Source organism: Defluviimonas salinarum (assembly GCF_026013545.1).
Taxonomy (GTDB): domain Bacteria; phylum Pseudomonadota; class Alphaproteobacteria; order Rhodobacterales; family Rhodobacteraceae; genus Albidovulum; species Albidovulum salinarum.
This window is the reverse complement of record NZ_JAPDOG010000003.1, coordinates 53,864-75,397: the sequence shown is the minus strand read 5'-3', so window position 1 is coordinate 75,397 and position 21,534 is coordinate 53,864. Positions and strand designations below refer to the sequence as shown.

General features: G+C 67.2%; 20 protein-coding genes. 8 read left to right on the top strand and 12 right to left on the bottom strand.

Annotated features, from left to right (window positions below; translation table 11 throughout):
• Window positions 1-37 precede the first annotated feature (37 nt).
• The 4 genes from OM960_RS04360 to OM960_RS04345 all read right to left on the bottom strand — a co-directional run bounded on the left by OM960_RS04360 (window position 38) and on the right by OM960_RS04345 (window position 3,320).
• Window positions 38-538, bottom strand: a complete 501-nt coding sequence (locus OM960_RS04360; protein ID WP_264771168.1) for a bactofilin family protein — start codon at window positions 536-538, stop codon at window positions 38-40.
• Window positions 528-1,847, bottom strand: a complete 1,320-nt coding sequence (locus OM960_RS04355; RefSeq protein WP_264771167.1) for a M23 family metallopeptidase — start codon at window positions 1,845-1,847, stop codon at window positions 528-530. Before OM960_RS04355 ends, OM960_RS04360 begins: the two co-directional genes overlap by 11 nt.
• A gap of 172 nt (window positions 1,848-2,019) precedes the next feature.
• Window positions 2,020-2,841 (bottom strand): ferritin-like domain-containing protein, encoded by an 822-nt coding sequence (locus OM960_RS04350; protein WP_264771315.1) that lies wholly within the window; start codon window positions 2,839-2,841, stop codon window positions 2,020-2,022.
• Between the two features lie 17 nt (window positions 2,842-2,858).
• Window positions 2,859-3,320, bottom strand: a complete 462-nt coding sequence (locus OM960_RS04345; protein ID WP_263338828.1) for a peroxiredoxin — start codon at window positions 3,318-3,320, stop codon at window positions 2,859-2,861.
• A 119-nt stretch (window positions 3,321-3,439) separates the two neighbouring features.
• On the opposite strand from OM960_RS04345, the gene OM960_RS04340 reads away from it, so the two are divergent.
• From OM960_RS04340 to OM960_RS04315, 6 genes are all read left to right on the top strand, one after another.
• Window positions 3,440-6,721, top strand: a complete 3,282-nt coding sequence (locus OM960_RS04340; protein ID WP_264771166.1) for an AsmA-like C-terminal region-containing protein — start codon at window positions 3,440-3,442, stop codon at window positions 6,719-6,721.
• A complete protein-coding gene (gene queA / locus OM960_RS04335) occupies window positions 6,718-7,806 on the top strand; it encodes a tRNA preQ1(34) S-adenosylmethionine ribosyltransferase-isomerase QueA (RefSeq protein ID WP_264771165.1) in 1,089 nt (362 codons plus the stop codon). Before OM960_RS04340 ends, queA begins: the two co-directional genes overlap by 4 nt.
• 53 nt (window positions 7,807-7,859) lie before the next feature.
• The gene (locus tag OM960_RS04330) at window positions 7,860-9,164 is read left to right on the top strand and encodes an MFS transporter (RefSeq protein ID WP_263338819.1); all 1,305 of its coding nucleotides are present in this window, start codon (window positions 7,860-7,862) and stop codon (window positions 9,162-9,164) included.
• A gap of 77 nt (window positions 9,165-9,241) precedes the next feature.
• Window positions 9,242-9,817: a DUF924 family protein gene (locus tag OM960_RS04325; RefSeq protein WP_264771164.1), complete on the top strand. Its 576-nt coding sequence runs from the start codon at window positions 9,242-9,244 to the stop codon at window positions 9,815-9,817.
• 102 nt (window positions 9,818-9,919) lie between these two features.
• Window positions 9,920-11,314 carry a dihydrolipoyl dehydrogenase gene (lpdA, locus tag OM960_RS04320; RefSeq protein WP_264771163.1) on the top strand — a complete coding sequence of 465 codons (1,395 nt, stop codon included), beginning with the start codon at window positions 9,920-9,922 and terminating at the stop codon, window positions 11,312-11,314.
• Between the two features lie 106 nt (window positions 11,315-11,420).
• On the top strand, window positions 11,421-12,020 hold the full coding sequence (locus OM960_RS04315) for a DUF502 domain-containing protein (RefSeq protein WP_264771162.1): 600 nt from the start codon (window positions 11,421-11,423) through the stop codon (window positions 12,018-12,020).
• A gap of 4 nt (window positions 12,021-12,024) precedes the next feature.
• Here the strand turns inward: OM960_RS04315 and OM960_RS04310 are convergent, their stop codons facing one another.
• The gene (locus OM960_RS04310) at window positions 12,025-12,390 is read right to left on the bottom strand and encodes a rhodanese-like domain-containing protein (RefSeq protein WP_264771161.1); all 366 of its coding nucleotides are present in this window, start codon (window positions 12,388-12,390) and stop codon (window positions 12,025-12,027) included.
• Between the two features lie 241 nt (window positions 12,391-12,631).
• On the opposite strand from OM960_RS04310, the gene uvrA reads away from it, so the two are divergent.
• A complete protein-coding gene (gene uvrA / locus OM960_RS04305; RefSeq protein ID WP_264771160.1) occupies window positions 12,632-15,490 on the top strand; it encodes an excinuclease ABC subunit UvrA in 2,859 nt (952 codons plus the stop codon).
• Between the two features lie 3 nt (window positions 15,491-15,493).
• On the opposite strand, the gene OM960_RS04300 is transcribed toward uvrA, so the two are convergent.
• A complete protein-coding gene (locus OM960_RS04300) occupies window positions 15,494-15,817 on the bottom strand; it encodes a hypothetical protein (RefSeq protein WP_263338805.1) in 324 nt (107 codons plus the stop codon).
• 150 nt (window positions 15,818-15,967) lie between these two features.
• Here OM960_RS04300 and OM960_RS04295 point away from each other — a divergent pair, with 150 nt between their 5' ends.
• Window positions 15,968-16,960, top strand: a complete 993-nt coding sequence (locus tag OM960_RS04295; RefSeq protein WP_264771159.1) for an Lnb N-terminal periplasmic domain-containing protein — start codon at window positions 15,968-15,970, stop codon at window positions 16,958-16,960.
• Here OM960_RS04295 and OM960_RS04290 read toward each other — a convergent pair whose 3' ends face one another.
• The 6 genes from OM960_RS04290 to OM960_RS04265 all read right to left on the bottom strand — a co-directional run bounded on the left by OM960_RS04290 (window position 16,961) and on the right by OM960_RS04265 (window position 21,441).
• Window positions 16,961-17,170: a YgaP family membrane protein gene (locus OM960_RS04290; RefSeq protein ID WP_263338801.1), complete on the bottom strand. Its 210-nt coding sequence runs from the start codon at window positions 17,168-17,170 to the stop codon at window positions 16,961-16,963.
• Window positions 17,171-17,264: 94 nt separating this feature from the next.
• Entirely contained in the window at window positions 17,265-17,921 is a 657-nt protein-coding gene (locus OM960_RS04285; protein WP_264771158.1) for a Crp/Fnr family transcriptional regulator, read from the bottom strand.
• Window positions 17,922-17,958: 37 nt separating this feature from the next.
• Complete coding sequence (locus OM960_RS04280; protein WP_263338797.1) at window positions 17,959-18,303, bottom strand: excinuclease ABC subunit A; 345 nt, start codon at window positions 18,301-18,303, stop codon at window positions 17,959-17,961.
• A gap of 77 nt (window positions 18,304-18,380) precedes the next feature.
• Window positions 18,381-19,253 carry a 3-hydroxyisobutyrate dehydrogenase gene (gene mmsB, locus OM960_RS04275; RefSeq protein WP_263338795.1) on the bottom strand — a complete coding sequence of 291 codons (873 nt, stop codon included), beginning with the start codon at window positions 19,251-19,253 and terminating at the stop codon, window positions 18,381-18,383.
• Window positions 19,250-20,296 carry an enoyl-CoA hydratase/isomerase family protein gene (locus OM960_RS04270; protein ID WP_264771157.1) on the bottom strand — a complete coding sequence of 349 codons (1,047 nt, stop codon included), beginning with the start codon at window positions 20,294-20,296 and terminating at the stop codon, window positions 19,250-19,252. Before OM960_RS04270 ends, mmsB begins: the two co-directional genes overlap by 4 nt.
• The gene (locus tag OM960_RS04265; protein ID WP_264771156.1) at window positions 20,296-21,441 is read right to left on the bottom strand and encodes an acyl-CoA dehydrogenase family protein; all 1,146 of its coding nucleotides are present in this window, start codon (window positions 21,439-21,441) and stop codon (window positions 20,296-20,298) included. The genes OM960_RS04270 and OM960_RS04265 overlap by 1 nt, the downstream gene beginning before the upstream one ends.
• Window positions 21,442-21,534 lie beyond the last annotated feature (93 nt).

Sequence of the window (21,534 nt, the reverse complement as noted above, 5' to 3'; positions counted from 1 at the left end):
GCTGGGATGCCCTCGTGGAACCAGCCGATCGGCCGCGTCAGTTCGCCGTGGCGGGTGCCGGCTTCGGCGCTGCGGGCTTCGACGAACCCTGGGCGAGCGGGTCTTCCTGGCGCTGGACCGAGCCTTCGAAATGAGCGCCCGACTCGATCGCGATCGTCTTGTGGATGATGTCGCCCTCGACCCGTGCGGTGGAGGTGAGCCGCACCTTCAGCCCGCGAACCCGGCCGATCACGCGACCGTTCACCACGATGTCGTCGGCGACGATCTCGCCCTTGATCGTGGCGCTTTCGCCGACGGTCAGGAGATGGGCACGGATGTCGCCATCGACCACGCCTTCGACCTGGATGTCGCCGGTGGTCTTGATGTTGCCGGTGATCGTGAGGTCCGAGGACAGGACCGATGCCGGCGGCTTCGCCTTGGGCGTGCTCGCCGAATAGTCGAAGGCAGGCTTGGTCGCTGCGGGCTCGGGGGCCTTGGGCTGTTCGGTCTCGGTGCCCGCTTTCGGTCCGGGCTCGTTGATCCTGCTTTTAGAAAACATTGTTTGCTGCCTTGATATACGTCATCGGATTGATCGCCTTCCCGTTCACGCGCACTTCATAGTGCAGATGCGTCCCGGTTGAGCGGCCGGTATTCCCCATATCACCGATCCTGTCCCCGCGCGAGACCTTTTGCCCCACGTTCACGCGGACTTTCGACATATGGCCGTAGCGGGTTTCGATACCGAATTCGTGGCGGATCTTGACGAGGTTGCCGTAGCCGGATTCCCAGCCGGCATGGATCACGGTGCCGTCGGCGGTGGCGAGGATCGGCGAGCCGTGCGCGCCTGCGAGATCGGTGCCCTCGTGCATCCGCCCCCAGCGGCGGCCAAAGCCCGATGTGTAGCGATAGGAGGTCTTGAGCGGCGTCGCGAAAGGCGCCTTTTCCACCGCGATCCGGTAGAGGTTCATCCGGTCGAGCCCTTCGAGGATCTTTGCCGCACGCGCGGCATCGGCGTCGCCGCCCGGTATCGCCGCCGGGGCGAGCGGCCCGAGCGGACCGCCGAGGCCGGAATAGCCGCGACGGACCTTTTCGATCAGCTCCTCCGGATCGAGCCCGGCAGAGGAGAACATCTTGTCCAGCGGCTCCATCGAGACGGTCACCGCCTCTTCAAGCTGGGCGAAGATCTCGTTGTTGCGCTGCTCGAGCAGTTTCAGCTCGAAGGCGATCTCGTCGGCCTCGTCCTTCGCGTCGAGGGCTTTCTGGGCCATCTCGTCGCGCTCGGTCGCGGTGCGGTCGAGAGCGGCGGTGACGAAATCGAGCGTCTCGGTCACGTCCTCGCCGCGCAGGCCACCGGCGGGCGCGAGGGCAGGGCCTTCCGAAGCGGCCGCGGCCAGTTCCGTGATCTTGCCGCGCGCCGCGTCACGCTCGGTCATGGTGCGGCGCAGCGTGGCCTGGATCACGCCGATGCCGGTTTCAAGCTCCTTGCGGCGCTCCTCGGAGGCGAGAAGGGCGGACTGCATCGCGGAAACCTGGCCAAGGGCCACCGCGAAACGCTCCTGCGCGGCGGCGGCTTCCTCGGCGCGCTTGTCGCGTTCGGTCGAGAGCGCGTCGAGCCGGGTCTCGTAGTTGGCCTGCTCGCGGCGCGACTGTTCGCGGGCGCTGCCCGAACCGATCGAATCCATCAAGAGGACGGCGGTCGCGACGATCGACCAGGCGAGAATCAGCGCCATGCCGGACAGAGCCACCGCCTGGGTGACCGGTTTCAGGCGAATGAAGCGGGTTTCGGTATCGGAACGCAGGAACAGGCGCTGTTCCGGCAGGCGGCGTTCAATTGCCGCGTGCATGCGGCCGAGTAGACGTGCTGGCAATCCTGTCCCCGTTGATTGGCTCATCCAGAGAGCGTGCCCCATCCCCTAATGGCGCTTGGGCAGGGCCTTACCAATCGGGTAGCCGTGCCGCAACTTCTTTGGCCCTGTGCGGGCGGGCATCGGCCGGAACCCGCCGGAATCGGCAAGAAATCGCCGATATCGCCGCGCGATATCAGCGAAATCCGGCGGTGCCCGGCGCGTCTTTGACCTCATCGGCGAGCGGCCAGTAGAAGTCGGGCGGCAGTCCCGCCTCGGCCCGCTTTTCCTCGTTGAAGGGCGGCTTCAGCGCGCCGTGGAAGTACCTGCGCACGAGGCCGTGGAAGACCTCCTTGGGATCGAGCCCGTCGCGGCCACAGAGCCAGTTGAACCATTTCACGCCATAGGCGACATGGCCGACCTCCTCGGCATAGATCACGCGCAGGGCCTCGGTCGCGGCAGTCTCGCCCGCGCGCCCGAAGATCTCGATCATGCCCGGCGTCACGTCGAGCCCGCGCGCCTCAAGGACCATCGGCACCACCGCGAGCCGGCCCAGAAGGTCCTCCGCCGTGTCTTCCGCCGCGCGCCACATGAAGGCATGGGCGGGAAGCGCGCCGTAGTGACTGCCCCAGCTTTCGAGGCAGTCGCAGAGGAGGTTGAAATGCTTGGACTCCTCGTCGGCAGACTTCACCCAGTCGTCGTAAAAGCCAATCGGCATAGGCACATGCGTAAAGCGGGCGATGATGTCCCAGTGCAGGTCCACGGCGTTGAGTTCGATATGCGCCAGCGCGTGCAGGAGCGCGATCCGGCCCTGTGCGGTTCCGGTGCGGCGGCGCGGCACCTCGCGCGGCGGCAGGAGCTCAGGCTTGTCGGGCCGCGCCGGGCGCATCGGCGGTTCGGCCCGGCCCACGGCGAGCGGGCTGCCGGCCGCGCGGGCCTCGCGCCAGCGCGCGGCATGGGCGTGCGAGAGCGCGGTCTTGGCGCGCCCGTCCGCGGTGGTCAGCACCTCCACCGCCATCTCGGCCAGCGCTAGCGTCACAGCGCGCGCGCCGCGTCGAGAACCTCGGCCGCGTGGCCGTCGACCTTCACCTTGCGCCAGATCCGGGCAATGCGTCCGGTCCCGTCGATGAGAAACGTCGCGCGCTCGATCCCCATGTACTTGCGGCCGTACATCGCCTTCTCGACCCAGACGCCGTAGCTTTCGCAGGTGTCGCCCGCCTCGTCCGAGGCGAGGATCACGCCGAGCCCGTGCTTGGCGCAGAACCTTTCGTGCTTCTTCACGCTGTCCTTGGATATGCCGATGACGACCGCACCGGCGGCATCGAACTCGTCGGCTAGGCGGGTGAAATCGAGCGCCTCGGTCGTGCAGCCCGGAGTGTCGTCCTTGGGGTAGAAGTAGAGCACGGTCTTTCTCGGCGCGATGCCCGAAAGTGTGACCGTGCCGCCGCCGGTGCGGGGCAGGGTGAAATCCGGGGCCTGGTCTGAGGGCGCGAGCATGGGCGTGCTATCCTTTGCCGGTACGTTCGGGCTTCTGTTTTACTTCGCTTTCGTGAAAGATAAAGGGAGCCCCGGAAGCGGGCCGCCCGATCGGGCGGGCACCGGGAAACGGCGGCAGGATGGACGAGCAGGGCAACAGCGTGGGCACCACCGTCAAGACGCCGAGGCGCCGCCGCCTGGGCGCATGGCTGATTCTCAGCCTCGCCCTGGTGGCGGTGCTCCTGTCGGTCGCGGTGCTTGCGCTGACGGGGCGGGTCGTCCCGGCGCCAGCCTGGGCGGTCGAGCGGATCGAGGCGCGGGCGAACCGGGTCCTGGCGGGCCGGGTCTCGGCCCGGATCCTCGATGTCGACCTTCTGGTCGACGAGGACTTCACGCCGCATGTGCGGCTCGGCGGTGTCGAACTTTTCTCGCCGCGCGGAGACCGGATCGCGGTTCTGCCGGAAGTGACGACGACGCTCTGGGCAAAGCCGATGCTGAGCGGGCGGATCGAGCCGCGCGCGCTTGAACTCGGTGGCACCCGGATCGCCTTGCGCCGGCTCGTGGATGGCAGCCTCGACGTCGATGTCGGCGCCGGGGCGGCCGCCGGAGGCGCGGCGCTAAAGCCGGAGGCGCTGCTCGACGGGATCGACCAGCTTTTTTCGTTACCGGTCCTGAAGGATATCGAGACGGTCACGGTCGACGGGATGGAGGTCGAGTTCGAGGATCTTCGGGTCGGCCGGGTCTGGCGCGCGAGCGATGGTTTTCTCGCCTTCGAGCAGGATGCCAAGCGGATAGCGATCGATCTGTCGATCGCGCTGGCCGAGGGCAGCGGTCCGCCGGCGCTGGCCAAGCTCGGCTTCACATCCGACAAGCACTCGCCCGCGGCCAACCTTACCGCCGAGATCACCGATGTCTCGGCGCGCGACCTCGCCGCGCAATCGCCGGCGCTGGCCTGGCTCGGTGCGCTCGACGCGCCGATCTCGGGCGCGATCCGCTCCGAGGTCGATGCCGAAGGCAGGGTCGGCCTGCTCACGTCGACGCTGGAGATCGGCGCCGGGGCGCTCAGGCCCACCGCCGACACCAAGCCGGTCCGCTTCGACCGGGTCCGGCTCGACATGGCCTACGATCCCGAACGCGCGGCACTGACCTTTACCGACCTCGAGGTCGACGGACCTGCCCTGCGGGTCCGCGCGTCCGTCAAGGCCTGGCTCAAGGACCTGGAGGCCGGGCTGCCGCAGACATTGATCGGACAGGTCGCGATCAGCGAGCTCAAGGCCGATCCCGAGGGCGTCTTTGACGATCCGGTCACGATCTCGCAAGGCGCGATGGATTTCCGGCTCCGCCTCGACCCGTTCACCTTCGATCTCGGCCAGCTCGTGCTGGTGGACGAGGGCGGTCGGATCAGCGCCCGAGGCCGGGCCGCTGCCGAGCCCGAGGGCTGGGCGGTCGGTGTCGATGTCGCTGTGAACGAGATCGAGAGCAAGCGGCTGATGGCGCTCTGGCCGGTCGCGGCGGTGCCCAAGACCCGCGCCTGGCTCAAGGAGAACGTCGCGACCAGCGTGCTGTCGAACGTGAAATCGGCTTTCCGCCTGCGGCCCGGTGAAGACCCGCATTTTGCGCTCGGATGGGAATACAGCGATACCGAGGTGCGGATTCTCAAGACCCTGCCGCCGATCCGGAACGGCGCGGGCCATGCGTCGATCACCGACTACAGATACACGCTCGTCGTCGATCGCGGCCACGTCGTGGCGCCGGCGGGAGGCGATATTGATGTCGCGGGTTCGGTGATGGAGATCCCCGATCTCAGGATCAAGCCCGCACCGTCGCGGATCACGCTGAAGACCGAAAGCACGATCACCGCGGCGTTGTCGCTTCTGGACCGGCCGCCCTTTCAGTTCCTGACCAAGGCCGGCCGGCCGGTCGATCTGGCCGAGGGGCGAGCCCGGATCGAGACCATTCTCGACCTCGTCCTGATGCGCAAGATCAAGCCCAAGGACGTCGATTACAAGGTTACGGGCAAGCTTTCCAACGTGCGCTCCGACCGGCTCGCGCCGGGGCGGGTGCTGATGGCCGGCACGCTTGATCTCACGGCCTCTCGAGAGGGGATGGCGATTTCCGGCCCGGCCACGTTCTCGGGCGTGCCGGTGGAAATGACCTGGAGGCAGGATTTCGGGCCCGAGCATCGCGGCAAGAGCCGGGTCGAGGGCACGGTCGAGCTGTCGCCCCGCGCGCTCGACGCATTCGCGATCGCGCTGCCGCCGGGATCGGTGCGCGGCACCGGCATCGGGCAGATGTCGATCGACCTCGAACGCGGCAAGCCGCCGGCGTTCGAATTCGTTTCGGACCTCGCGGGCCTCACACTCGGGATTCCCGCGATCGGCTGGAGCAAGGCCGCCGAGCGCAGCGGCCGGCTGATGCTGCGCGGCCGGCTCGGCAAGCCGGTGGAGGTCGACCGGATGGAGGTCGAGGCAGCGGGGCTGTCGGTCGCCGGAAACATCGCGCTGAAACCGGATGGCGGGCTTGACGCGGTGCGCCTCGGAACGGCGCGGCTCGACGACTGGTTCGACGGCCGCCTCGAACTGCGCGGCCGGGGCCGCGGCGCGCCGGTGGGTATCGTCGTCCAGTCCGGCCGGCTCGACATGCGCAAGGCACGATTCGGCAGCGCGGACCGCGGCCAGAGCGGCGCGCCGCTCTCTGTGGCGCTCGACCGGCTGCAGATATCGGACGGCATCGCCGTGACCGATTTCCGTGGCAACTTCACGACCGAGGCGGGGCTGGCGGGCGACTTCATCGGGCGGGTCAACGGCGAGGCGCTGATCTCGGGAACGGCCGAGCCGTCCGGCGCCCGGAGCGGTTTCCGGATCCAGAGCAACGACGCCGGCACGACGCTGCGCGCCGCGGGGATCTTCACCCGCGCGGTGGGCGGACGGCTCGACCTCAGCCTGCGGCCGGTCGGCACGTCGGGTGCCTATGACGGCGCCGTGCGGATCGCCAATATCCGCGTCGTCGATGCGCCGGTTCTTGCGGCACTTCTCGACGCAGTTTCCGTCGTAGGGCTGCTCACCCAGCTCTCCGGCCCCGGCATTCTCTTTTCCAACGTCGCGGGCGAGTTCCACCTGACGCCCGACGCGGTCGACATCCGCAGCGGTGCCGCCACCGGTCCCTCGCTCGGCATCTCGGCCTCGGGCCGCTACGAGACGGCGGCCAAGCGCATGGACTTGCAGGGCACCGTCTCGCCGATCTATATGCTCAACGGGATCGGCCAGATCTTCTCGCGCCAGGGCGAGGGGCTCTTCGGTTTCAACTACCGCCTTGCGGGCAACGCGGATGCGCCCCGCGTCAGTGTCAACCCGCTCTCGATCCTCACTCCCGGCATGTTCCGCGAGATCTTCCGCTCCAGCCCGCCGAAACCCAGCCCATGAAACTCTCCGATTTCGACTTCGAACTGCCTGACACGCTGATCGCCACCCGGCCGGTGCGGCCGCGTTCGGCGGCGCGGCTCTGCCTCGTCGAGGGCGGCGAGATTCGGGACCTCCATGTCGGCGACCTTGTCGATCTGCTCGGCCCCGGCGACCGGCTGGTTCTGAACGACACCAAGGTACTGCCGGCGCGGCTCGCCGGAACGCGGGTGCGGACGACCGGGCAGGGCGAGGCGGTCGCACGGATCGAGGTGACGCTTCTGGAGCCGCGCCCCGACGGGACCTGGGCCACGCTTGTCAAGCCCTTGAGAAAGCTCAAGGAGGGCGAGAAGATCCGCTTTTCGGACCGGCTGTCGGCCGCGGTGACGCGGATCGCCGAGGGGCAGGCGGAGCTTGACTTCAACCTGTCGGACGAAGAGTTCGACGCGGCGCTTGCCGAGGCTGGCGACATGCCGCTGCCGCCCTATATCGCGGCGATGCGGTCGCCCGACGACCAGGACCGGCAGGACTACCAGACCGTCTTTGCCCGCCGCGCGGGCGCGGTCGCGGCGCCGACGGCATCCTTGCATTTCGACGACGAGCTGCTCGCGCGCCTCGCCGCGAAGGGCGTCAGCTTCACCCATGTCACGCTCCATGTCGGCGCCGGCACCTTCCTGCCGGTGAAGGTCGAGGATGTCTCCACCCACAAGATGCATGCCGAATGGGGCGAGGTGACCGACGAGGCGGCGGACGAGATCAACGCGACCCGCGCCGCCGGCGGCCGGGTGATCCCGGTCGGCACCACCGCGCTCCGGCTGATCGAGAGCGCGGCCGGCACCGATGGCCAGGTCCGTCCCTGGCGCGGGCCGACCGACATCTTCATCTATCCCGGCTATGCGTTCCGCGTGACCGACGGGCTGATGACCAACTTCCACCTGCCGAAATCGACGCTCCTGATGTTGGTCTCGGCGTTGATGGGCGTGGAGCGGATGCGCCGCGTCTATGACCACGCGGTCGCGGCAGGCTACCGGTTCTTCTCCTATGGCGATGCCTCGCTTCTCCTGCCCGAACGGCGCAATCCAGTCACGCCCGGTCGCGACAGGGCCTGAAAGCCCGCGCCGATCCTGCACACTTCCTGCCTCTTGATCCGAAAGACATTCCGATGCTGACCGTACTTCGCAACTCCTGGGCCCTGCTTCTGGGCATGATGCTGCTGATGATCGGCAACGGCGTGCAGGGCACGCTTCTCGGCATCCGCGGCGCGATCGAGGGCTTCTCGACGACGCAGATGTCCTTCGTCATGTCGGCCTATTTCCTCGGCTTCCTGTTCGGCTCTCAGATGACGCCGAACATGATCCGGCGCGTCGGCCATGTGCGGGTCTTCGCCGCCCTGGGATCGATGATCTCGGCGGTTCTGGTGGCCTATGCGGCGGCACCCGACTGGATGGCCTGGTCGCTGATGCGGGTGGTGATCGGGTTCTCGTTCTCGGGCGTCTACATCACCGCGGAGAGCTGGCTCAACAACGCCTCCACGAACGAGACCCGGGGCCAGGCGCTGTCGATGTACATGATCATGCAGATGCTCGGCATCATCTCGGCGCAGGGTCTGCTAAACGTCGGCGATCCGTCGGGCTACCTGCTGTTCGTGATCCCCTCGGTGCTGGTCTCGATTGCCTTCACGCCGATCCTGCTCACCGCGAGCCAGGCGCCGGCCTTCGAGCTCACGAAGCCGCTGAGCTTCATCCGCCTCTACCAGATCTCGCCCCTCGGCTGTGTCGGCATCTTCCTTCTCGGCGGCATCTTCTCGGCGCAGTTCGGCATGGCCTCGGTCTGGGGCTCGGCGGTGGGGCTGTCGGTGCGCGACCTGTCGATCTTCGTCGCCTCGATCTATGTCGGCGGTCTGGTGCTGCAATACCCGATCGGCTGGCTCTCGGACCGGATGGACCGGCGCAAGCTGGTGCTCGCGCTGTCGGTACTTGGCGCGGGGTCGACCGTCGTGCCGGTCGTCATGGAGCCGAGCTTCGTCATGCTGGTCGCCGTCGGCGCGCTGATGGGCGGGGTGTCGAACCCGCTCTATTCTCTGCTCGTCGCCTATACCAACGACTTCCTCGAAGGCTCCGACATGGCCGCCGCCTCGGCGGGGTTGATCTTCATCAACGGCGTCGGCGCGATCGGCGGTCCGATCCTCACCGGCTGGATCATGGCCGAGATCGGCCCTGCGGGCTTCTTCCTCTTCATCGCGGTGCTCTTCGCGATGATGGCGCTCTATGCCGCCTGGCGGATGAGTCGGCGCCCGGCGCCGCCGACCGACCATCCCGGCGCCTTCATGCCGCTCGCGCCGACGGCCGGACTCGTCGCGGTCGAGGCCGCGATCGAGGTCCAGGCCGAAGCCCAGGACGCGACCGCGGGAGCGGCCGGGGCAGAGGCGACGGAGGAGGTTCCGACGGGCCGCGGCGCGGTCGACTGACCATCATCGCACTGGCTTTTCCGCCGACATCCTGCAAATCTGAAGCCCGGAGCATAAAAAAGCGGGGGGGCACGGGAATGTCGGAACCTGAAGCCGTCGTCGAGTTCTGGCTGCACGAGGTCGGCGTCGACGGCTGGTACGAAGCCATAGATGACGTCGACGAGGAGATACGGAAGCGGTTCGGCGCCGAGTGGCAGGCGGCCAATGCCGGGCAGCGCGAATTCTGGTGCAACGGACCGCGCGGCACGCTGGCCTATCTGATCCTGACCGACCAGTTTCCGCGCAACATGTTCCGGGGCAGGCCGGAGGCGTTCGCGACCGACGCGCGGGCCCGCACCGCCGCCGCCGCCGCCATCGATCGCGGGTTCGACCTGAAAATCCCGGAGCCCGAGCGGGTCTTCTTCTACATGCCGTTCGAGCATTCCGAGGACTTGGCCGACCAGGACTGGTGCATCGCCCTGTTCGAAAGCAGGCTGGACAAGACGCGGGACGAGTTTCTGCTGCATGGCAGAACTCATCGAGAGATCATCCGCCGCTTCGGCCGCTTCCCGTACCGCAACGCCGCGCTCGGTCGGCAGAGCACCGCCGAAGAGGTGGAATTCCTTGAAAACGGCGGCTACCGCGCGATCCTGAACGAGCTCGCCGGTGCCTGAGCGAAGCCATGCGCCCGGCGCATGGCGTCACTGCCGCTGGCGCATTGCGCGGAATCAAAAAATAGTTTAATGGCAAACTACTTTTTCCGAGGGAGGTAGGACATGGCTGCGAAGACTTTCGACATGATCGTGATCGGTGCGGGTCCGGGCGGCTATGTCGCCGCGATCCGGGGTGCCCAGCTCGGGCTCAACGTCGCGATCGTGGAGCGCGAGCATCTGGGCGGCATCTGTCTCAACTGGGGCTGCATCCCGACGAAGGCGCTCTTGCGTTCGGCCGAGGTCTTTCACCTGATGCACCGCGCCAAGGAGTTCGGGCTCAAGGCCGACGGGATCGGCTATGACCTCGACGCCGTCGTGCAACGCTCGCGTGGCGTGGCCAAGCAGCTTTCGGGCGGCATCGGCCACCTGATGAAGAAGAACAAGATCACCGTCTTCATGGGCGAGGCGACGCTGCCGAAGACGGGCACCGTGTCGGTCAAGACCGACAAGGGGACCGAGGAACTGGCGTCCAAGGCGATCGTGGTCGCCACCGGCGCGCGGGCGCGCGAGCTTCCGGGGCTTGAGGCCGATGGCGATCTGGTCTGGACCTACAAGCACGCGCTGATGCCGAAGCGGATGCCGAAGAAGCTGCTGGTGATCGGCTCGGGCGCGATCGGGATCGAATTCGCGTCGTTCTTCAACACGCTCGGCGCCGACACGACGGTGGTCGAGGTGCTCGACCGCGTGCTGCCGGTCGAGGATGCCGAGATCTCGGCCTTCGCCAAGAAGTCCTTCACCAAGCAGGGCATGAAGATCATGGAGAAATCCACGGTCAAGAAGCTCGACCGCGCCAAGGGCAAGGTGACCGCGCATATCGAGGCCGGCGGCAAGACCGAGACGATGGAGTTCGACACGGTCATCTCGGCGGTCGGCATCGTCGGCAACGTCGAGAACCTCGGGCTGGAAGGCCTCGGCGTGAAGATCGACCGCACCCATGTCGTGACGGATGAATACTGCCGCACCGGGGTCGAGGGGCTTTACGCGATCGGCGACATCGCCGGCGCGCCCTGGCTCGCCCACAAGGCCAGCCATGAAGGCGTCATGGTCGCCGAGCTGATCGCCGGCAAGAAGGCCCATCCGATCAAGCCGAACACCATCGCCGGCTGCACCTACTGCCATCCGCAGGTCGCCAGCGTCGGGCTCACCGAAGCCAAGGCCAAGGAGGCCGGTTACGAGGTCAAGGTCGGCCGCTTCCCCTTCATCGGCAACGGCAAGGCGATCGCGCTCGGCGAGGCGGAGGGTCTGGTCAAGACCGTCTTCGACGCCAAGACCGGCGAGCTTCTCGGTGCCCACATGATCGGCGCGGAAGTGACCGAGCTGATTCAGGGCTACGTCGTCGGCCGCACGCTCGAGACGACCGAAGGCGAGTTGATGGAGACGGTGTTCCCGCATCCGACGCTTTCGGAGATGATGCACGAGGCGGTGCTCGACGCCTACGGACGGGCGCTGCATATCTGACGGCGTGCGACGGCCGGCGGGGTCGCGCATGTGACCCGCCGGCGGTCGGCCCTGCTGTCAGGGCCAGAGCGGAACGGGCGGTCGGTGCCCGGGACTGGGGGAGACCATGATCAAGACGACGATCGTCGGCGGGATTCTGGCCCTCGTGCCGATTGGCTTCCTGGTGATCGTGTTCGAAAAGGCATGGCTCGTCGCCCTCAAGGTGGCTGGGCCGATCGAAGCGGCATTGCCCGAAGCCCACGCCGCGAGGCCGGTCCTGGTGAGCGCGGCGGCGTCGGTCCTGATCCTTGGCTTCTGCTTCCTGTCCGGGCTTGCGGTGCGCCATCGCATCGTGAAGGCGCGCGTTTCGGCGGTGGATGCGATCCTCACCGACACGATTCCGGGCTATGTCGCGGTCAAGGCCAAGGTCAGCGGTCTCGCGGAGTCAGAGGAGCGCGAAGGGCTGCTGCGCGCCGTTCTGGTGCGGTTCGATGATCATTGTCAGCTGGCCTACGAGGTGGAGCGTGAGGGCGATCATGCGACGGTGTTCCTGCCGGGATCGCCCTCCGTCTGGTCCGGCACGACGATCATCGTCGAGACCGAGCGGATTTCCCCGCTCGACTCGCCGCTCGCCGGGATCAACCGTGCGCAGCGGGCCCTGGGGCGTGGAACCCTGGGCATTGCCAGCCGGGCGATCCGCAGCGGCGGCGAACCGCCGAGCGGGTGACGGTTCAGCGGGTGACCGCGCCGCCCGCGGCGCGCCAGTCACCGAAGCCGCCAAGGTTGTAGACCTCGCGGTAGCCGAGCTGCGCGAGCATCTGCGCCGCCATCTGGCTGCGGGCGCCGGAGGCGCAGTAGAGCGCCACGGGACGCTCGCAGGAAAGTTCCGCCAGGCATTCGGGGCTCGACGGATCGCATTTCATGCGCAGGACCGCGAGCGGGACGTGAAGCGCACCGGCCGCCTTTCCGGAAGCGGCGATCTCGGCACCCTCGCGCACGTCGATCACGGTCAGCTCTCCCGCCGCGGCGCGGGCGACGGCGTCCTTCGGCGAAAGACCGGGCGCGCCGGAGGCGAGGGAGCGGAGGAAGGACAGCATTGCGGGGCCTTTCGCTGAGGTGATCTCGCCGTCTGATCTGGCGTGTCGGTCCTCCATATCAAGACTCGGGTGGAAAATAAATTCAAAAAGATGAATTTGATGTGGTGTGGCCGCATTTCGTGCACTCCGCCTGAGCCATACTGTCAGCATGCAATGGCGCAGTTCTTGTTATGTTCTCACTTTCCGGTTGGAGACTCGCGCGACATGCACTATTTGTTAACGCCTGATCCCCGGGGGCAGCATGGCCGAGCAGAAATTCATCGAGGTGCGCGGCGCGCGCGAGCACAATCTGAAGTCCATCGACGTGGATATTCCGCGCGACCAGTTGACGGTGATCACCGGGCTGTCGGGCTCGGGCAAGTCCTCGCTGGCCTTCGACACGATCTATGCCGAGGGCCAGCGGCGCTATGTCGAGAGCCTCTCGGCCTATGCCCGCCAATTCCTCGACATGATGGGCAAGCCCGACGTCGATCACATCTCAGGCCTCAGCCCGGCGATCTCCATCGAGCAGAAGACGACCTCGAAGAACCCGCGCTCGACTGTCGGAACGGTGACCGAGATCTACGACTACCTGCGTCTTCTCTTCGCGCGGGTCGGCACGCCCTACAGCCCCGCCACCGGCAAGCCGATCGAGGCGCAGCAGGTGCAGGACATGGTCGACGCGGTGATGGCGATGGGCGAGGGGACGCGCGGCTACCTGATGGCGCCGATCGTCCGCGACCGGAAGGGCGAATACAAGAAGGAGTTCCTGGAGCTTCGCAAGCAGGGTTTCCAGCGGGTGAAGGTCGACGGCCAGTTCTACGAGCTGGAGGAGCCGCCGACGCTCGACAAGAAATATCGCCACGACATCGACGTCGTGGTCGACCGCATCGTGGTGCGCGAGGGGCTGGAGACCCGGCTCGCCGACAGTTTCCGCACCGCGCTGAACCTCGCCTCCGGCATCGCGATCCTCGAGACCGCGCCGGCGGAGGGCGAACCTGAGCGCATCACCTTCTCCGAGAACTTCGCCTGCCCGGTCTCCGGCTTCACCATCCCCGAGATCGAGCCGCGGCTCTTCTCGTTCAACGCGCCCTTCGGTGCCTGTCCGTCCTGCGACGGGCTCGGGGTGGAGCTCTTTTTCGACGAACGGCTTGTCGTTCCGGACGTGACGCTAAAGCTCAAGGACGGCGCGCTTGCGCCCTGGAACAAGGGCAAGTCGCCCTATTTCATCCAGACCATCGACTCGCTTGCCAAGCATTTCGGCTTCGATGCGCGCAAGCCTTGGAAGGACCTGCCCGAGAAGGTGCAGAGCCTCTTTCTCCGCGGCTCGGGCGACGAGGAGATCAAGTTCCGCTTCGACGAGGGCGGCCGTGTCTACGAGGTCAGCCGCACCTTCGAGGGCGTGATCCCCAACATGGAGCGCCGCTACCGCGAGACCGACAGCGCCTGGGTCCGGGAGGAATTTGAACGATACCAGAACAACCGCCCCTGCGGTGCCTGTGGCGGCCACCGCCTCAGACCCGAGGCGCTGGCGGTGAAGATCGCCGGCCTGCATGTGGGCGAAGTGGTGCAGATGTCGATCAAGGAGGCCTATGCATGGATCGACACGGTGCCCGCGAAACTGACCAAGCAGAGGAACGAGATCGCAAAGCTGATCCTTAAGGAGATCCGTGAGCGCCTTGGATTCCTGAACAATGTCGGGCTCGAATACCTGACGCTTTCGCGCAATGCCGGGACCCTTTCGGGCGGGGAAAGCCAGCGGATCCGGCTGGCCTCCCAGATCGGCTCGGGCCTGACGGGCGTTCTTTATGTTCTCGACGAGCCGTCGATCGGGCTCCATCAGCGCGACAACGACCGGCTGATCGGGACGCTGAAGAACCTGCGCGATCAGGGCAACACGGTCCTTGTCGTCGAGCATGACGAGGAGGCGATCCGCGAGGCCGATTATGTCTTCGACATCGGCCCCGGTGCCGGGGTCCACGGCGGCCAGGTCGTGGCGCGAGGCACGCCGGAGGAGATCGCGGCCGATCCGGCCTCGCTGACCGGGCAGTACCTGTCCGGGAACCGCGAGATCGCGGTGCCGAAGCATCGTCGCGAGGGCAACGGCAAGAAGCTGACCGTGGTCAAGGCGACCGGCAACAATCTCAAGGAGATGACGGCCGAGTTTCCTCTGGGCAAGTTCGTCTGCGTCACCGGCGTTTCCGGTGGCGGCAAGTCGACGCTGACGGTGGAGACCCTCTACAAGAATGCCGCGCTCAGGCTCAACGGCGCGCGCGAGACGCCCGCGCCCTGCGAGACGATCAAGGGTTTCGAGCATCTCGACAAGGTGATCGACATCGACCAGCGCCCGATCGGGCGCACGCCGCGCTCGAACCCCGCGACCTATACCGGGGCCTTCACGCCGATCCGCGACTGGTTCGCGGGGCTGCCGGAAGCGAAGGCGCGCGGCTATGCGCCGGGGCGGTTCTCTTTTAACGTCAAGGGCGGGCGCTGCGAGGCCTGCCAGGGCGACGGCGTGATCAAGATCGAGATGCACTTCCTGCCCGACGTCTATGTCACCTGCGAGACCTGCAAGGGCCATCGCTACAACCGCGAGACGCTGGAAATTCTCTTCAAGGGCAAGAGTATCGCCGACGTTCTTGAGATGACGGTGGAGGATGCCCAGAGCTTCTTCCAGGCGGTGCCGGCGATCCGCGAGAAGATGGATGCGCTGGTCAAGGTCGGCCTCGGCTACATCAAGGTCGGCCAGCAGGCGACGACCTTGTCGGGCGGCGAGGCGCAGCGGGTGAAACTGTCGAAAGAGCTGTCGAAACGCTCGACGGGCCGCACGCTTTACATCCTCGACGAGCCGACAACGGGGCTGCATTTCGAGGATGTGCGGAAGCTTCTCGAAGTGCTGCACGAGCTCGTGGAGCAGGGCAACACGGTGGTCGTGATCGAGCACAATCTCGACGTGATCAAGACCGCCGACTGGATCATCGATATCGGCCCCGAGGGCGGCGATGGCGGCGGGCGGATCGTGGCCTCGGGCACGCCCGAGGAAGTGGCGGCCGAAGAGCGCAGCCATACCGGCCGCTACCTCGCGCCGATGCTGAAGCCGCGCCGGGTCGCTGCCGAATAGCGATCAGCGCCGGCGGAAGTTGTGGATGACCTCCAGCACCTGGTGGTCGTTCGCGTCGACGCGGTAGACGACGTAGTCCGCCTTGTAGTAGCGCCAGGCCCCGTCCACGGGCGGCAGGCCGTAGCGGTCTATGTCGAGCAGCATGCTGTAATTGTAGATCGGGAACGCGTCCCCGACGGCGTATTCCGGCTGCGAGCGCTGCTCGGCGGGGATGACGAGGCACTTCGCCGAGGCCGTCTGGCTGAGACAGGTCTGCGCCGCGGCGGCGCCCGTGGACGCGATCGATGTGAGGGCGGCGAGGGTCAGGAAATGAACGGATCTCCGCATAGGGAACCTCCGGGAATCACTTTCAACAATGCGCCATCGTAGCATGGACCCCGCCTGTATCGGAGCCCGGACGTCGCGAAAGGGAGGATGCGTCTTGCAGGCAGGTGGATTTTGCGCAGGAATGGCCCGGACGCAGAGGGAAGGGGTCGCATGATCGTACCGATCGCCGTTATCGCGGGCCGCGCGCTTCAGGTCGTCCTGGCGGCCGGCCTCATCGGCTGGACCGCGCTCCTGGGATATTTCCAGCTTGGCGCTCCGTGGTGGCAGGTCTTCTTCGCGGTGATCGTGGCGCTTCTGCTAGGGCTCCTCGTGCTTCTCTGGCGCCGCCACTGGCGGCGGGTCTGGATCGCGATGGGGCTGGTTCTTGTGGGGGCTGGCCTCTGGTGGAGCACGCTCGTGCCGCGCGCCGACCGCGACTGGAAGCCCGAGGTCGCCCACGGCGTCACCGCCGAGATCGGGCCGGACAAAGTCACGCTTAACAACGTGCGGAACTTCGGCTGGACGTCGGAGACCGAGGCGGACGAACGCTGGGAGAGGCGGGTCGTGGATCCGGGCGCCATCACCTCGGTCGACATCATCCTGTCGGTCTGGGACAGCCCCGACATCGCGCATACGCTGGTGAGCTTCGGCTTCGACGACGGCCAGCATGTCGTCTTTTCGAGCGAGATCCGCAAGGAGCGGGACGAGGAGTTCTCCTCCCTCGGCGGGTTCTTCCGAAAGTTCGAACTGGTGCTGATCGCGGCCGACGAGCGGGACATCGTGCGGCTGCGTACCGACCTGCGGGGCGAGCAGGTCTCGCTCTATCCGATCACGATGGAGGCCGGACAGCGCGAGCGGCTGTTCCTGTCCTTCCTTGAGCTTGGCAACGATCTCGACCGGGCGCCGCGCTGGTACAACACGCTGACGAGCAATTGCACGACGGTTCCCTACCATCTTGCGGCCCAGCTTTCCGACCGCGTGGTGTTCGATCCCCGCGTCATACTGTCGGGGCGGTTGCCGGGTTATCTGCGCGACATCGGGGTACTGCGTCCCGACCTCACGGCCGAGGAGGTCGCGGCACGCGCCTCGCTCGGCCGGCTCGGCCCGGCACTCGCGGACGGCACGGAGTTCTCGCGCCGGATGCGGGTGAAGTGGGACGGCTGATCAGCTCTTCTTCATCGGGCAGGTCGAGAGGCCGAGCAGCGTGTAGAGCGGGCAGGTCGAAAGGGCGCCGGTGAGAAGTGCGATCGCGCCGACGAGGGCGAGGGCCCAGCGGTAGCCGAGATCGGGCATCGCGAAGAACGCCCCCAGAAGGACGATCCCGAGAAGGATGCGGATCACGCGGTCCGCGCCGCCGACATTGGTCTTGAACATGGTCAGTCTCCTGTTTCCCGTGCCGGGCGGGTGCCCGGCCGTTACGGGGGGCAGGATGACAGGGGCGGCACGGCGGGTCTGTGACCTCGTCACGCTACTCCGCCGCTGCGGCGAGGCGCCGCAGGGCGGGGGCATCCGTGAGGCGCACGGCGCCGCGTTCGGTCGCGACCCAGCCCGACCGCTGGAGCGCGTCGAGGCGCCGCGAGACGACCTCGCGGGCCGATCCGATGGCGGTGGCGAGTTCCTGATGGGTCGCATGGACCACGCCGTCCGTGGCGCGGTCGAGCAGCGCCTGGGCGAGCCGGCTTTCGACGCGCTGGAAGGCGACACGTTCGAGGACATGCATCATGCCCTGCATCCGCGCGGCAAAGGCCGAGAAGACATAGGCGCGGAAGGTGGCGGAGCTGTCCATCAGGGTCAGAAACAGGCCGCGCGGGATCAGGACCAGCCGACAGTCGGCCGCGGCGACGGCCTCGCCCGAGTAATCGTCGCCGCCGAGAAGGCCGAGCGTCGTCTGCACGCAGGAGCCGCCGGGCTCGACGGCGTAGAGCAGGATGTCGCGCCCCGAGGGGCCGGTTAGGAACACCTCGATCCGGCCCTTGAGCACGACGACGAAGCCCTTCACCGTGTCGCCCGGATGGAAGACCGGCGTGCCGCGCGCAAGTTCGACCGGAACAAGCGTCTCGATCTGGCGGCACGCGGCGGCGTCCAGCGCGCCCAGCCCCGTTGCCTCCGAGGTCCAGACGGTCATGGCCGAGCCGGCTCGCTCGGGGGACGGGGAGGCATCGTCAGTCGAGCAGCGCCGAGGTCGCGCGGATGAAGTCGAGGATCTCGTATGTCGCCTCGTCCACGCGGTAGATGCGGTTGTCGACGATGTAATACCGTTCGCCGGGCCGGAGCGGCGGCAGCTCGTAGCGATCCGGGTAGCGGATCCGGTGATAGTGGTAGTGGGTCACATAGTCGCCGCGATCGGGGTAGCGCACGCCCTTCTTCGCTTGCCCGGGCGGCACGCACGGCACGGCCTTCTTGGCGAGCCCCGGCGGGCAGTTCTTGCCGCCGGCATGGACGGGGGCCGCGCTCAGCGCGGCGAGCGCGAGCGCGGAAAGGACGAGTCGGACGGTTCTGCGGGTCATGCGGTATCTCCTTGGCCAGTGAAACCTAATCGCTGGCGCGGGCGAAGTGTTCCCCCGCTCTGTAGCATCGGCGGAAATCAGCCGCGATGGCGTTTTTCGAACCGCGGCAGCATCGCCGAGAAATCCATGCCCTTGCCGTCCTCGCTTTCCACGAAGGTCTCGTAGAGCCGCGCGGCCAGCTCGCCCATCGGCGTGTCGGCATCGGCAGCCTCGGCGGCCTGCTGGCTGAGGCGCAGGTCCTTCAGCATCAGCTCGGCCGCGAAGCCGGGCTTGTAGGCATTGTCGGCGGGCGATTTCGGCCCGACGCCCGGCGCCGGGCAATAGGCGTTCATCGTCCAGCTGTAACCCGAGGAGGTGGAGACCACGTCGAACATCTTCTGCCGGTCGAGGCCGAGCTTGTCGGCCAGCGCAAAGGCCTCGCAGGTGGCGATCATGGTGACGCCGAGGATCATGTTGTTGCAGATCTTCGCCGCCTGACCGGCGCCAGAGGCACCGCAATGCACCGCCTTCTGGCCCATGATGTCGAAGAGCGGCTGCACGACTGCGAAGGCCGCTTCGGAGCCGCCGGCCATGAAGGTCAGCGTGCCCGCGGCCGCCCCCGTGACCCCGCCCGAGACCGGCGCGTCGACAGCGAGAAGTCCTGCCTTCTCGGCATCGGCAGCGACCGCGCGGGCGCTCGCGACGTCGACGGTCGAGCAGTCGCAGAAGACGGCGCCCTTCTTCATCGCCGGGATCACCTCGGTCGCGACCGCGCGCAGGATCGCGCCGTTCGGCAGCATGGTGATGACGACGTCGGCACCCGCGGCGGCCTCGGCCGCCGTGCCCGCCGCGCGCGCGCCCTCGACCGTCACGCCGGCCACGTCGAAGCCGGTGACGTCATGCCCCGCCTTGACCAGGTTGGCTGCCATCGGCCCGCCCATGTTGCCAAGCCCGATGAATCCGATCTTCATGTCCGTTCCTCCTCGAATGTCAGGGCGTCATCCCCGAGCGGCATCAGCATCTTCGCCACCTCGGACGGCGGCACGGCTTCGGTGCTCTCGTGGCGCCAGCGCGGGTTGCGGTCCTTGTCGATGATCGCCGCGCGGATGCCTTCAAGGAAATCCGCGTGCTCCATCGAACGGTAGGTGAAGCGATATTCCAGTTCCAGCGCGGCGCGCATCGAGGGCGCTGCGCGGAGGCGATGCAGGATCTCGACCGTGCAGGCGACCGACAGCGGCGCGGCGCGGCTAAAGGCCTTGCGCGCCTCGGTTGCGACCTCGCCTTCGGCGGCCTTCAGCGCGCGGGCGATGTCGCCCGCCGTCTCGCCCGCGAAGAGCGCGTCGATCTCGGCTTGCAGCGCGGCGAACCGTCCCGCCGGCGGCGTTGAGGTTCGCGCGTCGATCCGGCCCGCAGCGCCGCTCTCGATCAACTCGGCCTTGAGCGCGGGCCAGTCGGCTTCGGGCACAAAGCGGTCGGCGAAACCGGCGAGGATCGCGTCCGCCGGGCCCATCCGGGCGCCAGTCGTGCCGAGATACTCGCCGAGGCGCCCCGGCGCCTGCGCCAAAAGGTAGGAGCCGCCGACATCGGGCACCAGCCCGATCCCGCATTCTGGCATCGCGATCTGACTCGTCTCGCCGACGATCCGGTGGCTGCCGTGGCAGCCGACGCCGACGCCGCCGCCCATCGTGAAACCCTGCAGGAAGCTCACCACCGGTTTCGCGAATGCGTCGATCCGCGCGTTCATGCGGTATTCGTCGGACCAGAACTTGCGGCCGTAGGACCAGTCGCCGCGGGTGCCGGTCGCGTACATCTCGGCGATGTCGCCGCCGGCGCAGAAGGCGCGCTCGCCCTCCGCGTCGATCAGCACCAGCGCCACGTCCGGATCGCCGGCCCACGCTTTCAGTGCGGCGTCGATCTCGAGGCACATCCCGTAGGTCAGCGCATTGAGCGCCTTCGGCCGGTCGAGCGTGATCCGCCCGGCGCGGCCCTCCTTGCCGATCCGGATCTCGGTCATCAGCCGCGTTCCGCGAGAAGCGCGCGGGCGGTGATCAGCCGCATGATCTCGTTCGTGCCCTCGAGGATCTGGTGCACGCGGAGATCGCGGACGATCTTCTCGATGCCGTAATCGGCGAGATAGCCGTAGCCGCCGTGAAGCTGCAGGCACTGGTTGGCGACCTCGAAGGCGTTGTCGGTCACGAGCAGCTTCGCCATCGCGCAGAACTTCGAGGCGTCCGGGGTCTTGTTGTCGAGCTTCCACGCCGCCTGGCGCAGGAAGGTCCGTGCCGACTGCAGCTTGACCTCCAGTTCGGCGAGCCGGAACTGCAGCGCCTGGAACTGGTCGAGCGTGCGCCCGAAGGCCTTGCGCTCGCCCATATAGGCGACGGTCGCGTCCATCGCCGCCTGCGCGCCGCCGAGGGCGGAGGCCGCGATGTTGAGCCGCCCGCCGTCCAGCCCCGCCATCGCGTAGGAAAAGCCCTTGCCCACCTCGCCGAGGAGGTTATCGGCCGGGATCACGCAGTCGTCGAACTGCACCTGCGCGGTCGGTTGTGCCTTCCAGCCCATCTTCTGTTCCAGAGCGCCGAAGGACAGGCCCGGCGTGCCGTCCTCGACGATCACGGTCGAGATGCCCTTCGGCCCGTCCTCGCCGGTGCGGCACATCACGACATAGACGTCGGAATAGGAGCCGCCCGAGATGAAAGCCTTGGTGCCGTTGAGCTTCCAGCCATCGTTGGAGCGCTCGGCGCGGGTCCTGAGGGCCGCCGCGTCCGAGCCCGATCCGGGCTCGGTCAGGCAATAGGCGAAGACCTTGCGCATCGAGGTCAGCTCGGGCAGCCATGTCGCCTTGGTCTCGTCCGAGCCGAACTTGTCGATCATGCCGCCGCACATGTTGTGGATCGACAGGAACGCGCCGACGGCCGGGCAGGCCATCGCCAGCGCCTCGAAGACCAGGGTCGCGTCGAGCCGGCCGAGCCCCGAGCCGCCGTAGTCCTCGGCGGCGTAGATGCCGCCGAGGCCAAGCTCGGCGACCTTCGGCCAGAGGTCCTTCGGAATCGTGCCCGCGGCCTCCCAGTCACGGGCATGGGGCGCGATCTGCTCCTGCCCGAAGGCAAAGGCCATGTCGAAGATGGCCTGTTGTTCCTCGCTCAGTGCGAAATCCATCGGAACCCTCCTGGCGGCGTGAATTGAACGCTTGTTAAATTCTAACTGTTGCAAGAATTTTGCAAGCCGAAATCTGCGCCCCGGAGGCCCAAT

What these genes read in the sequence shown, in the direction of transcription:
- OM960_RS04360 (WP_264771168.1), bottom strand. Translation starts at nt 538, where the DNA reads ATGTTTTCTAAAAGCAGGATCAACGAGCCCGGACCGAAAGCGGGCACC.
- OM960_RS04350 (WP_264771315.1), bottom strand. Translation starts at nt 2,841, where the DNA reads ATGGCGGTGGAGGTGCTGACCACCGCGGACGGGCGCGCCAAGACCGCG.
- OM960_RS04345 (WP_263338828.1), bottom strand. Translation starts at nt 3,320, where the DNA reads ATGCTCGCGCCCTCAGACCAGGCCCCGGATTTCACCCTGCCCCGCACC.
- OM960_RS04340 (WP_264771166.1), top strand. Translation starts at nt 3,440, where the DNA reads ATGGACGAGCAGGGCAACAGCGTGGGCACCACCGTCAAGACGCCGAGG.
- queA (WP_264771165.1), top strand. Translation starts at nt 6,718, where the DNA reads ATGAAACTCTCCGATTTCGACTTCGAACTGCCTGACACGCTGATCGCC.
- OM960_RS04330 (WP_263338819.1), top strand. Translation starts at nt 7,860, where the DNA reads ATGCTGACCGTACTTCGCAACTCCTGGGCCCTGCTTCTGGGCATGATG.
- OM960_RS04325 (WP_264771164.1), top strand. Translation starts at nt 9,242, where the DNA reads ATGTCGGAACCTGAAGCCGTCGTCGAGTTCTGGCTGCACGAGGTCGGC.
- lpdA (WP_264771163.1), top strand. Translation starts at nt 9,920, where the DNA reads ATGGCTGCGAAGACTTTCGACATGATCGTGATCGGTGCGGGTCCGGGC.
- OM960_RS04315 (WP_264771162.1), top strand. Translation starts at nt 11,421, where the DNA reads ATGATCAAGACGACGATCGTCGGCGGGATTCTGGCCCTCGTGCCGATT.
- OM960_RS04310 (WP_264771161.1), bottom strand. Translation starts at nt 12,390, where the DNA reads ATGCTGTCCTTCCTCCGCTCCCTCGCCTCCGGCGCGCCCGGTCTTTCG.
- uvrA (WP_264771160.1), top strand. Translation starts at nt 12,632, where the DNA reads ATGGCCGAGCAGAAATTCATCGAGGTGCGCGGCGCGCGCGAGCACAAT.
- OM960_RS04300 (WP_263338805.1), bottom strand. Translation starts at nt 15,817, where the DNA reads ATGCGGAGATCCGTTCATTTCCTGACCCTCGCCGCCCTCACATCGATC.
- OM960_RS04295 (WP_264771159.1), top strand. Translation starts at nt 15,968, where the DNA reads ATGATCGTACCGATCGCCGTTATCGCGGGCCGCGCGCTTCAGGTCGTC.
- OM960_RS04290 (WP_263338801.1), bottom strand. Translation starts at nt 17,170, where the DNA reads ATGTTCAAGACCAATGTCGGCGGCGCGGACCGCGTGATCCGCATCCTT.
- OM960_RS04285 (WP_264771158.1), bottom strand. Translation starts at nt 17,921, where the DNA reads ATGACCGTCTGGACCTCGGAGGCAACGGGGCTGGGCGCGCTGGACGCC.
- OM960_RS04280 (WP_263338797.1), bottom strand. Translation starts at nt 18,303, where the DNA reads ATGACCCGCAGAACCGTCCGACTCGTCCTTTCCGCGCTCGCGCTCGCC.
- mmsB (WP_263338795.1), bottom strand. Translation starts at nt 19,253, where the DNA reads ATGAAGATCGGATTCATCGGGCTTGGCAACATGGGCGGGCCGATGGCA.
- OM960_RS04270 (WP_264771157.1), bottom strand. Translation starts at nt 20,296, where the DNA reads ATGACCGAGATCCGGATCGGCAAGGAGGGCCGCGCCGGGCGGATCACG.
- OM960_RS04265 (WP_264771156.1), bottom strand. Translation starts at nt 21,441, where the DNA reads ATGGATTTCGCACTGAGCGAGGAACAACAGGCCATCTTCGACATGGCC.